A 12030-nucleotide genomic window follows, 5' to 3' on the forward strand; every position below is an offset into this window, starting at 1 on the left:
TCACGATGAACAAATATGACGTGATTGTTGTTGGAGCCGGTCCGGCCGGCATTTTCGCCTGTTATGAATTTGTGTTGAAGGCTCCGCATTTGAAGGTGCTGCTGGTGGATAAAGGACATGATATTTACCGCCGCAGTTGTCCGATATTGGAAGACAAAATCAAGCTATGTCCGCCTGCAGGAGGCCGGAAGGAATTTGCCGGCTGCGTGCCCGCTTGCTCGATCACCGCAGGTTTCGGGGGCGCAGGCGCATACAGCGACGGGAAGTTCAACATCACGACCGAATTCGGCGGCTGGCTGACGGATTATTTGTCTCCCTCCAAGGTCATAGAGCTGATCCGCTATGTGGACGCGCTCAATTTGGAGCATGGAGCGACGACGAACATCACCGATCCGACGACCGACGTCATCCGGAGCATCGAGCAGCGCGGTTATGCCGCCGGATTGAAGCTGCTGCGGGCGCAGGTTCGGCATCTTGGAACCGAACAGAACCTGGAGATCCTGAAATCGATATACGAGTTTTTGAAAACGCGCATCGATATGATATTCAAAGCCGAAGTTGAGGACATCGTCACGAGTAAGGACGGCGGCACGCATACGGTGCACGGGATCGTGCTGAAAAACGGGGAGACGTACGAAGCGGACCGCGTCATGATCGCGCCTGGGCGGGACGGTTCGGTCTGGCTGACCTCGATCCTGAAAAAACGCCGGTTGAAAATGTACAACAACCAGGTTGACGTCGGCGTCCGCGTGGAAACGTCGGATGTCGTCATGCGGGAGATCAACGAGCATTTATATGAAGGGAAGTTTATTTTCAACACGTCGGTAGGAACAAGGGTCCGAACGTTTTGCAGCAATCCTTCGGGCCATGTCGTGGTGGAAAACCATACCGGAGCGATGGCGGCCAACGGCCATTCCTTCAAAGACCCTGCGCTCGGATCGAACAATACGAACTTCGCCCTGCTTGTCTCACACAAGTTTACGGAGCCGTTCGACAAGCCGAACGAATACGCGCGTGAAATTTGCAAGCGGGCCAATGACCTGTCGGGCGGCGGCATCATCGTTCAGAAATACGGGGACATTCTGCGCGGCAGACGTTCTACGGAGGCACGGATCCGCGAAGGGTTTCTGGAGCCGACGCTGAAGGAAGCGGTGCCGGGGGATTTGGGGCTTGTCCTTCCTTACAATACGATGAAAAGCTTGATCGAAATGATGCAGGCGCTGGATCAGGTGACGCCGGGGATTGCGTCGGAGCATACGCTGTTTTACGGCGTGGAGGCGAAGTTTTATTCGGCCCGGCCGAAGCTGTCGGAGACGCTGGAAACGGAAATCAGCGGATTGTATTGCGGCGGCGACGGGGCAGGCATTACCCGCGGTTTGGCCCAGGCCGGCGCGGCCGGCGTTTGGATTGCGCGCAGCATCGTGGATTCACTCTAAAAAATTTGATATGAAAAGGCGCTCTGTAACATGGCGGAAAAGCCGTGAACGGTGCTCCAAAATGATTATCATCAGAGGCTTGTTTAAGGTATGTCTCTTCCGATTTTCGGGAGGGCGCACCTTTTTTTTATCCGAATTTGCAAAACATACGTGTGAAAACAAGCTATGACGGGAAGGAATGGGATAGCATTTTTTTAAAAATAAAATACCGGCTTCTATATTGATAAATAACAAACAATACAATATAATGTCTAAGTGAATTTCAAACCGATGAATTATTTGTCTAATAAAAGGAGATGTTGTCATATGAGTTCCTCACAGCAGGCCGCGGGGCACGCGGATGAGATCCGAAGGCCCGAAGGCGCGTCCCCAATGAATGTTCAACCGCAGTCCGGCGTGTACCGCGCCATGATTGCTTTTCTGATTCCGCTCATTTTGAGCAATGCGCTGCAATCCGTCGGCCAGTTGGTCGGCACGATCGTTGTCGGTCGCTGGATCGGGGTGGATGCGCTCGCGGCCATTTCGGCCTTTTTCCCGCTCTTTTTCCTGCTCGTTTCGTTTGTGATCGGGATCGGTTCAGGCAGTGCCATTTTGATCGGTCAGGCCTATGGCGCGGGGAATATGGAGAAGCTGAAGACAATCGTCGGCACGACGATGACCTTTACGTTCCTGCTCGGCATCGTGCTTGCCATCGTCGGCGGCATTTTTACGGAAGATATTTTGCGTCTCGTCGGCACGCCAGCCAACATTATGGATGTCACGGTCCACTATGCGCGCATTATGTTCTGGAGCTTGCCGGTCATGTTCCTGTATATGGTTTATACGACGTTTATGCGCGGAACCGGCGATTCCAAAACGCCGTTTTATTCCTTGATCGTCAGCACCGCGCTGAACCTGGCTTTCCTGCCGGTCCTGATCTTCGGATGGCTTGGCCTGCCGAAACTCGGGATTTACGGCGCGGCGTACGCAAACGTGATTTCGACCGTCATTACGTTCGTGCTGCTGCTTTGGTACACGTATTGGAAAAAAAGCCCGCTTCGTCTGGACGCTTCCGTCCGCAGACATTTGGGCATGAACAAAGAGATGCTGAAACTGCTGCTCCGTTTGGGCATCCCGTCCAGCGTCAGCATGATTCTCGTGTCTCTGTCCGAAATCGCGGTCATCGTGTTCGTCAACCGGTTTGGCTCTAATGCCACCGCGGCCTACGGATCGGTGAACCAGGTCGTGAGCTACGTCCAGATGCCGGCGATCAGCCTCGGGATGACGGTGTCGGTTCTGGCGGCGCAATCCATCGGAGCGAAACAACACGGGCGTTTGAAAGAGGTTATCCGCGCGGGGATCGTGCTGAATTATATTATCGGCGTAGCACTGATGATTCCGATTTATATTTTCTCGAAAAATATTTTGTCCTGGTTCATCACCAGTCCGGAAACGCTGAATATCGCCCATGAACTGCTGGTCATTACGCTGTGGAGTTATCTCATTTTCGGCCATGTGCAAATTATTGCGGCAACCATGCGCGCCAGCGGCGTCGTGTTGTGGCCGATGATTTTCAGCGTCATCTCCATCTGGTGCGTCGAGGTGCCTGTCGCTTACGTGCTTTCGTACCATACGAGCCTTGGCATCCGGGGCATCTGGCTGGGGTATCCGGCGGCGTTTATCGTCAGCATGATTTTGGTCTATTCGTATTATTGGTTGTCATGGAAAAAGAAACAGATCACCAGTCTTGTGCAGTAAGGCTGCCCCTAGCCAAAGGGCGGCTTCCTTCTGCCAAGCAAACACTCGAACGACAAAAGCAGCCTGCGCAAAAATGGCCTCAAAGGGGCAAAAGCGCAGCTGCTTTTTCTTTGTTGGGTCAGGCATGATGTTTGGCGCAGCAAAATGAAACATCGGCGGCGCTCCGAATTGCTGCGCGTTCCCCTTGTAGCATGTAAATATTTGCAATATACTCGAATGGAACAATCGTTCAAAACTACGAGACCGAAAAGCAAGAAGGGTTTATTCCATGAACAAACGACATTATAACAGCGAAGAGACGCGGCAGATCATTGCCTCGAAAGCGGCGCAGCTATTTGCCCAAAAAGGCTTCGCAGGCACGTCCATCGCGGACATTTCGCGGGAAGCCGGCTTCAGCAAAGGCCATATTTATTACCATTTCGAAAATAAAGAGAAGCTGTTCGTCCATTTGTCCCAGGAAACGATGCGGAATTGGGGCGAAAAATGGAAAGCGGTAGCCGGTTCGTATCCGACGGCCGTCGAAAAGCTGTACGGGATGGCTTATTTCGTCATGAACAACTACAAGACGCCGCTGCTGCCGGTCGGCCAGGAACTGGCGATGAATCCGAACACCTCTCCCGAGACGCTGCAGGCGCTGCAAGGGCTGGCGGCAACTCCAATGGCCGCTTACGCGGAGATTTTCCGTGAAGGACTGGAAAGCGGCGAATTTGCGATCGAGAACCTCGAAGAGACGACGCTGCTGTTCGGGAGCTGGATGGGGACGTTGTGCCAGTTTACGCTGACGATGGAAGGAGAGCCGCTGCAGCGGCTGTTCCAGCAGGCAGTGACCATATTTGTGGGAGGCATCCGGAAAAGGGAAGACAACTGATTCCGGCATGCCTTTTTTGTTCGGCTTCCAACGAGCGAACGGCGCAGTGAAACGGATGTCAAAACGGTTTGTTGACGGCCCCAATCGCGTTTTCTGCGATTTCAATGGTAACTCCCCCTTCATTCCAAACGTTCTAATATTTAAGAATGATTCAAGGGTGGAGGTCGATGCAGCATGCTGTACTGGCTTTTCGAAAGGATGGACGTCTTTCTTCCCGTATTTGTCATCTGCCCGCTCCTTGCCGCATTGATCGGAGTGTTCTGCCGTTTGCTTCGCGTCCATATCGCCGTCGGCGTCGGAATTGCTTTGCTGCTTCCGCTGCTGTTTATTGCAAATGACCTGCCTACGATGATGATGAATCTGGATGCATGGGCAATGTACGGGGCGATTTACGGTTTGATTGCTTTTGCGGTTTACAAGGTTTCCCCGAAAAGGGTCAAGCCCTGAAGCATGCCGGGAATGGCTGCATGACCGGTTCGAAACGCGAAAAAGCGGAAAACAGGCTTTCCGCCGACCGGATCCCGCTTCTGAAATTTTGGAGCGATAACGGGGAGTATCTTCGAAACAGAGTTATTTCAAATGCTTCTTTTACGCTATCCTTGCGTCGGGAAGAGGTTTGGGAGGCTCTTTTTTGCTTTGAAGGAACGGATGATTGGGAAGAGCGCTGTTCAATTTTGGATTTTTACGGTGTACAATGTTGGTCAATGGATTGGAAGCGTTTACGATCGGTGAATGCATCCGCATCGGCCAAACCGGACGCTGTTATTATTCGGTCGGGGGTCTAGATTCGGCAATCGAAAAAAACGTTATGTTGGGGAGTTGGCGAAATGGCGAAGCGGAACAAGCTTTGGTACAAACAGCCTGCAAAAAAATGGGAGGAAGCGCTCCCGCTCGGCAACGGCCGGATGGGGGCGATGATATTCGGCGGCGTGCGGCGCGAAAGGCTGCAGCTGAACGAAGATACGCTCTGGGCCGGATATCCGGTCCAAGAAGATAACCCGGCGGCAGCGGCATCGCTGCCGGAAGCCCGCCGCCTGTTGGCGGAAGGGCGTTATGCGGAAGCGCAGCAGCTGGTCGAGCGCAGCATGCTCGGCTCGCCCGGACACGGCGTGCAGCCGTACCAGCCGCTTGGCGATTTGTTTTTGGATTTTGCGGGGGAGCCGGATGAACGGGACTACGTCCGGTCGCTGGATTTAAACACGGCTGTAGCTTGCACCGAATTCGGCACGGACGGGCGCAGGCAGCGCCGCACGGCGTTTATTTCGGCAGCCGATCAGGTGATGCTCGTCCGTGTCGAAAGCGCCGATCCCGCAGGTTTGGAGGTGGCGGTATCCATCGGGTCGGAGCTGAGGCATGGCGTGCAGGCCGCGACGGACGGCACGCTGCTGCTGACGGGCGAATGTCCTCTGCGGGTGCAAAATCATAACAACGGGCAGGAACCCGCCGTTATATACGACGAAGAGCGGCCGGGCAGGCCGATGCGTTTCGCGGCGCTCGTCCGCGTGTTCCATGAAGGGGGCGTGCTTCATGCCGAGGATGGACGGCTGACCGTCTCGGGAGCAAAGGAAGTCACGCTCCTGTATACGTCGGCGACAAGCTTTGACGGCCCGGGCCGGGTGCCGGGGTTAAGCGGCCGCGATCCGGAGGCCGTTTGCCGCAGCGTCATGCGCGGAGCGGAAGGCAAAAGCTGCGACGAGCTGCTTGCTGCGCATACGCGCGATTACCAGGCTTTGTTCGAGCGCGTGGAGCTCCGATTGGGCGCCCCGCAGCGTGCGGATATCGCCAACCTGCCGACGGACGAACGGCTCCGCCGGATCATGGGCGGCGCAAAGGATCCGGACATGCTCAGCCTGATTTTTCAATACGGCCGTTACCTGCTCATATCGAGTTCAAGACCCGGAACGCAGGCTGCGAACCTGCAGGGGATATGGAACGATAAGGTGCAGCCGCCTTGGAACTGCGACTATCATTTCAACATCAACCTGCAGATGAACTACTGGCTTGCCGAAACCTGCCATTTGTCCGAATGCCATGAGCCGCTTTTTGACCTGATCGGGCAGCAGGCCGTGACCGGGGCGGAGACGGCCCGGATTCAATACGGCTGCCGGGGCTGGACCGCGCACGCGATGTCCGATCTATGGCGCACGAACAACGTCGGTCCGAACGGAGATGCGCAGTGGGCCTATTGGCCGATGGCCGGGGCATGGCTGTGCCGTCATTTATGGGAGCATTATTTGTTTACCAAAGACATCGATTTTCTGAAGCAGCGGGCTTGGCCGCTGATTCGCGAAGCCGCCCGGTTTTTGCTTGACTGGCTTGTGGCCGATGATGCAGGCCGGCTTATCACCAGCCCTTCCACTTCGCCGGAAAACAGCTTTATCGTGCCGGGCACCGACCGATACAGCTCGGTCTCGCGGGCTACCGCCATGGACATCACGTTATGCCGGGAGCTGTTTGGCATTGTCATCGAAGCCAGCGGGGAGCTGGGAGCGGAGGAAGCGTTCGCCGAAAAATGCCGGGAAGCGCGGAGCAAGCTGCCTCCGCTGCAAATCGGCGCGAAAGGCCAACTGATGGAGTGGGATCGGGATTTTGCCGATGCGGATCCGAAACACCGCCATCTTTCCCATTTGTACGGGCTGTATCCCGGCAGCGAGCTGACGGTGACGAGAACGCCCGAATACACGCAGGCGGCACGGCGGTCCCTCGAAATTCGCGGCAATGAAGGCACGGGGTGGAGCATGGGCTGGAAAGTGGCGTTGTGGGCGCGATTAGGCGACGGAGAGCAGGCGGTGCAGGTACTGAACAATTTTCTGAGCATCGTGGACCGCGAAGGCTTCGACTACCATCGGGGCGGCATTTATCCGAATCTGCTGTGCGCCCATCCCCCGTTTCAGATCGACGGCAATTTCGGGTCTGCGGCAGGCATCGCGGAAATGCTGCTGCAAAGCCATGAGCAGGATATTCATTTACTGCCGGCCCTCCCTGCGGAATGGGCTGAAGGACGCGTCAGCGGACTGCGGGCCAGAGGAGGTTATACCGTGAGCATCGTCTGGGCGGGCGGAAGGCTGACCGAAGCTTCCGTGACGGCCGATTTTGCCGGGAAGCGTAAGGTGCGCTGCCGCGGGCATATGCTGGACATCGATTTTTCCGCAGGCGTGCCGGTTACGATCTTGGCGTCGGCAGAAGGAAACCTGCAAATCCGTCATGGCGAATGAATGTTGGGCGATGCCCGATTGCCATAAAGGCACGTCCTGCATAAAATCAGCTGCATCAAGATAACCGTTGATGCAAAACGAATCCGCTCCGTTGACTAGCCTTATAGCCGAAATGATATAATGAATGTTATATTGCTACGGCATGATCGTGCGAGGAATAAATGTCACTGGGGGTTAGCAGATGAGTCAGGAACGGGAACCGCTGTATATCCAGATCCAAAACCATTTCAAGCAATTGATCTCATCCAGGCAGTTGGTGGAGGACGACCGGATTCCGACCGAAAAGGAATTGATCGAGCAGTTTCAGGTCAGCCGCATTACGGTGGCCAACGCGCTGGCCGATCTGGCGAATGAAGGCTGGATCTACCGCATCCCCGGCCGGGGCAGTTACGTCAAGGGCATACCGGAGAACTACATCCAGAACGCCGGGAACAGGACGTACGAAGGGCAGCAGGCGACAACGCCCAAAATCGGGCTTATTTTTCCGTCCATCGAGGACTTTTTTGCGATCCAGATGGTGCGCGGCATCCGCAAGGCGCTGAAGGACAGCAAATATTCGCTGATCATCATGTTTACATACAATTCCAAGGAACTCGAAAAAGACGCGATCCGCGAGCTTCGCTCCAAGGTGGACGGTTTGCTGATCTTCCCGGTGGACGCCGAGGTGTACAACGAGGAGATCATCGCGCTGAAAATGCAAAACTATCCGTTCGTGCTGCTGGACCGGCACCTGCCGGGCGTCGAAACGAACGTCGTGCTGTCCGACCCGCTGCAGGGTTCGATTCTTGCGGTGGAGCATCTATGGAACGAAGGGCACCGCAACATTGCGATTTGCTCCGATACGCCGATGCCGACCGTCACCGTCGAGGAGCGGATCCAGGGATACAACGAGGCGCTGAAGCGGCAGGGGGCGCTCATTAATCCGGCGCTGATCCTGACCGATTTCAGCATTCAGGACGAGCCGTTTCAAGAGGACTACCCGCTGTACCGTTTTATCAAAAATAAAATGGCTACCGCCTATATCGCCCTGAACTGCAAGCTCGGCGTGCATATTTGGTCCTTGGCCCGCGCGGCCGGCCTGCGGGTGCCGGAGGACGTCTCGGTCATCACCTTCGACAACCCAAGCCCGATGTTCGAGGAGTTCAGCATATTTACGTTTATCAACCAGAAGGAAGAGCAAATGGGGTACGAGGCGGCCAAGGTGCTGCTGCGCCTGCTCGAAAATCCCGGGCATACGCCGAAGTACAGCAAAATCATTTTGCAGCCGGAGCTGGTCGCTCTCCGCACCACCGGGCCGGCGCCTTTCTGACCTGCACACGATGCAACCGGTTTTTCCGCTTAGGAAAAGCCGGTTTTTTTGTTATTTCGCCGCTTTCTTTCCCATAAAAATGATCAAGTAAACGTTTTTTAATGATATTTTTAGATATAAATGATATATTGTATATATTAAAGGTGATTCGAACCGGAGAAGGGAGCAGAAAACATATGAGATTTGTTCTTCAAAAACTGGAGAACCGCATTCGCGAATTGGCTGGACTCCGATACCGGGAGGGCCGGACTTTGGATCGGGTGCATATCGTACCTGACGTGAAGGAATTGAAAGAGGCGCGGGAGCAGGCTGCATCAGGTCCCGTGGTACACGTTGGCGACCGATGGGGCGGCCGGGACCGTTATGCATGGTTTATTACCGAAGTCGAATTCCCCGAAAGCTGGAAAGGCCGGGATGTCATTGGTTTGATCAAGCTGGGAGAAACGGGCGGCGGGAACTGCTCGGGTTACGAAGCCCAAGTATATCTGAACGGGGAGCCGCTGCAGGCGCTTGACCGCAACCATGCGGAGTTGTATTTCCCGGAAGCGGTAGTAGCCGCGGGCCGCGCGGAGCTTGCGGTTTACGCCTGGAGCGGGCTGACCGCCCATGACGGGCGTTCGCCGTTCGACCACCGCATCGACTCGCTTAGCGTAGCGATTTTGGACGAAAACGTGGACGATCTGTATTATACCTCCTTGCATATGCTGCAAACCGTGAAGCAGCTGGATGAACGCCAGGTGGAACGCCATGAGCTCACCGCCGCTTTGGAAGAAGCTTTCCGCGAGCTGGACTGGAGCCGTCCGGGTTCCGACGCTTTTTACGCTTCGGCCGTACAGGCGCGGCAAACGTTGCGGGCACGGCTTGAAGCGATTCCGCGAGGGCCCCGCCCGCAAATTACCGCCGTCGGGCACTGCCATATCGACGTGGCTTGGCTGTGGCGCCTGCAGCATACGCGCGAAAAGTCGGGGCGTTCGTTCTCGACGGTGCTGACGCTGATGGACCGGTTCCCGGAATACGTATTCCTCCAATCGCAGCCGCAGCTGTACGCGTATTTGAAAAAAGACTTTCCGACGTTGTACGAGAAGATCAAGGATCGCGTCCAACAGGGCAACTGGGAAGCGACCGGCGCCATGTGGCTTGAGTCGGACTGCAACATTCCTTCGGGAGAGTCGCTCGTCCGCCAGCTTCTGACGGGCAAACGCTTTTTCAAGCAAGAGTTCGGCGTCGACAACCGCGTGCTGTGGCTGCCCGACGTGTTCGGCTACAGCTGGGCGCTTCCGCAAATTTTGAAGAAAAGCGGCATCGATTATTTCATGACGACCAAAATCAGCTGGAGCCAGTACAACCGCTTCCCTTACGACACGTTTACCTGGAGAGGGATCGACGGCACGGAAATTTTGACGCATTACATTACGACGCCGGATAACGACGGCAGCTGGTTTTACACCTATAACGGCAATGTGACCGGGTCGTCGGTGCAGGGCTTGTGGAACAACTACCGCCAGAAGGACATCAACGACCAACTGCTGCTTGCGTACGGCTGGGGCGACGGAGGCGGCGGCCCGACCCGCGATATGCTCGAGGCGGTACGGCGTTACGGGGACATGCCGGGCGCGCCGCAGGTAAAAGCCGGTGGAGCGGAGGATTTCTTCGTCCAGCTGGAGGAGAAGGTGAAGGATAACCCGCTGCTTCATTTGTGGGACGGCGAGCTGTATCTCGAATACCACCGCGGAACCTATACATCCCAAGCGTACAACAAGCGGATGAACCGCCGGATGGAGCTGCTGCTGCACCAGGCCGAATTTTTGAACTCGCTGGCGCTTGCGCTCAACCCGGGTCATGCCTACCCGTCGGAAAAGCTGGCCGAAAGCTGGGAAATCGTGCTGCGCAACCAGTTCCATGACATCATCCCGGGCTCTTCCATCCATGAAGTGTATGAGGACAGCAAGCTGGAATATGAGGAATCCGAAAAGCTTGCGCTGGCGGCGATCGAAACGGGCCTTGCCGGCTTGAACGGTCACGAGGCATCGGCAGCCGTTGGCGCGGAAAAAGGGCTCCCGGTCCGCATCTTTAATGCCCTCGGCTGGACGCGTTCCTTCCTGGCCGAGGTCGATGTGGACGACGCGGCGGAATATGCCTGGTATGCGGCCGACGGGGTGCGGCTGGATGCTCAGGCGCCATCGGCGGGATCCTGGGATCAAGGCAAGGTGCTGGTAGCGGTTCGGAATGTTCCGGCTTACGGGTACACGACCATTTACGGACGTCGCGAGGCGGACCAAACCCAAAGCGGCGTTGGAGCGAACGGGACCGGCAGCGCTGCTTCCGAATGGGTTATCGAAAAAGATCGCTTGGAAACCCCTTATTACAGCATCCGCTTGAACGAAAACGGCCAGATCGTTTCGCTTGTCGACAAGCAGGCGGGACGCGAGGTGCTGAAGCCGGGACAGCCGGCCAACGTGCTGCAGGTGTTCGAGGATAAGCCGATGGCCCATGATGCATGGGATATCGATATCTACTACCAAGAGAAAATGACCGTCGTGGACGGCTTGAAAGAGCTGACGGTGCTCGAGGCCGGTCCGCTGCGCGGCGTGCTGAAGCTGGTGTACGGTTACCATGGCTCGACGATCGAGCAGCATTTGACCGTTTACCGCAACCATCCGCGGATCGACTTCAAGACGCGCGTCGACTGGCATGAGCGCCAGCAGCTGCTCAAAGCGGCCTTCCCGGTCGAAATCCGCTCGACCAAAGCGACGTATGAAATCCAGTTCGGCAACGTGGAACGGCCGACGCACTGGAATACGAGCTGGGATTACGCGCGGTTCGAATCGGTGGCCCAGCGCTGGGTGGACCTGTCCGAGGGCGGATACGGCGTCAGCCTGCTGAACGATTGCAAATACGGGCATGACATTCGGAACCACGTCATTCGCCTGAGCTTGCTCAAATCCGCCGTCTATCCGGACGGCAGCGCGGACCAGGGGCTGCATGAATTTACGTATTCGCTCTATCCGCACAGCGGCGGCTGGTATGAGGCGGGAACGCATCAGGCGGCCTGCGAGCTGAACGCGCCGCTGATGGCTGCCGGCGCTGCCGGACAAACCGGGCTTCCCGAATCGCTTGGCATGCTGGGCATAAATGCCCGCAACGTGATGATCGATACCGTCAAAAAAGCGGAAGACGGCAACTCGCTGATCGTGCGCCTGTACGAATTCGGCGGCATCCGGACGAAAGCGTCGATCGAGATCGATCCGTATCTCGGTGCGATTCGCTCGGCGGCGGAAACGGACCTAATGGAGGAACATCCGGCTCCGCTTTCGGTCGACGGACAGAAGATCGAGATCGCTTTGGCTCCGTATGAAATCAAAACGTTGAATATTGCAGTTTCCTAACCGGGAAGAGGGCGCCTTGTGGGTTGTGGGCGTCCTCTTTCGTTTAAACATCGGGGATTCGCTGGTTTGCCGGGGCATT

8 protein-coding genes are annotated in these 12030 nt (G+C 56.1%); 7 read left to right on the forward strand and 1 reads right to left on the reverse strand.

Annotated features, from left to right (window positions below):
- Positions 1-5: 5 nt before the first annotated feature.
- The gene (locus RJP21_RS01455; protein WP_310857787.1) at positions 6-1436 is read left to right on the forward strand and encodes an NAD(P)/FAD-dependent oxidoreductase; all 1431 of its coding nucleotides are present in this window, start codon (positions 6-8) and stop codon (positions 1434-1436) included.
- 372 nt (positions 1437-1808) lie between these two features.
- Entirely contained in the window at positions 1809-3173 is a 1365-nt protein-coding gene (locus RJP21_RS01460) for an MATE family efflux transporter (RefSeq protein ID WP_310858110.1), read from the forward strand.
- Here the strand turns inward: RJP21_RS01460 and RJP21_RS01465 are convergent.
- Entirely contained in the window at positions 3135-3326 is a 192-nt protein-coding gene (locus RJP21_RS01465; RefSeq protein ID WP_310857788.1) for a hypothetical protein, read from the reverse strand. The two genes, RJP21_RS01460 and RJP21_RS01465, sit on opposite strands and share 39 nt — an antisense overlap.
- 115 nt (positions 3327-3441) lie before the next feature.
- On the opposite strand from RJP21_RS01465, the gene RJP21_RS01470 reads away from it, so the two are divergent.
- From RJP21_RS01470 to RJP21_RS01490, 5 genes are all read left to right on the forward strand, one after another.
- On the forward strand, positions 3442-4041 hold the full coding sequence (locus RJP21_RS01470; protein WP_310857789.1) for a TetR family transcriptional regulator C-terminal domain-containing protein: 600 nt from the start codon (positions 3442-3444) through the stop codon (positions 4039-4041).
- 174 nt (positions 4042-4215) lie between these two features.
- A complete protein-coding gene (locus RJP21_RS01475) occupies positions 4216-4488 on the forward strand; it encodes a hypothetical protein (RefSeq protein ID WP_310857790.1) in 273 nt (90 codons plus the stop codon).
- A 380-nt stretch (positions 4489-4868) separates the two neighbouring features.
- Positions 4869-7256: a glycoside hydrolase family 95 protein gene (locus tag RJP21_RS01480; RefSeq protein WP_310857791.1), complete on the forward strand. Its 2388-nt coding sequence runs from the start codon at positions 4869-4871 to the stop codon at positions 7254-7256.
- A 181-nt stretch (positions 7257-7437) separates the two neighbouring features.
- On the forward strand, positions 7438-8565 hold the full coding sequence (locus RJP21_RS01485) for a GntR family transcriptional regulator (RefSeq protein WP_310857792.1): 1128 nt from the start codon (positions 7438-7440) through the stop codon (positions 8563-8565).
- A 176-nt stretch (positions 8566-8741) separates the two neighbouring features.
- A complete protein-coding gene (locus tag RJP21_RS01490; RefSeq protein WP_310857793.1) occupies positions 8742-11951 on the forward strand; it encodes an alpha-mannosidase in 3210 nt (1069 codons plus the stop codon).
- Positions 11952-12030 lie beyond the last annotated feature (79 nt).

The sequence above is a fragment of the Paenibacillus sp. VCA1 genome, from assembly GCF_031583795.1.
Classification (GTDB): Bacteria; Bacillota; Bacilli; order Paenibacillales; family Paenibacillaceae; genus Paenibacillus_AQ; species Paenibacillus_AQ albilobatus.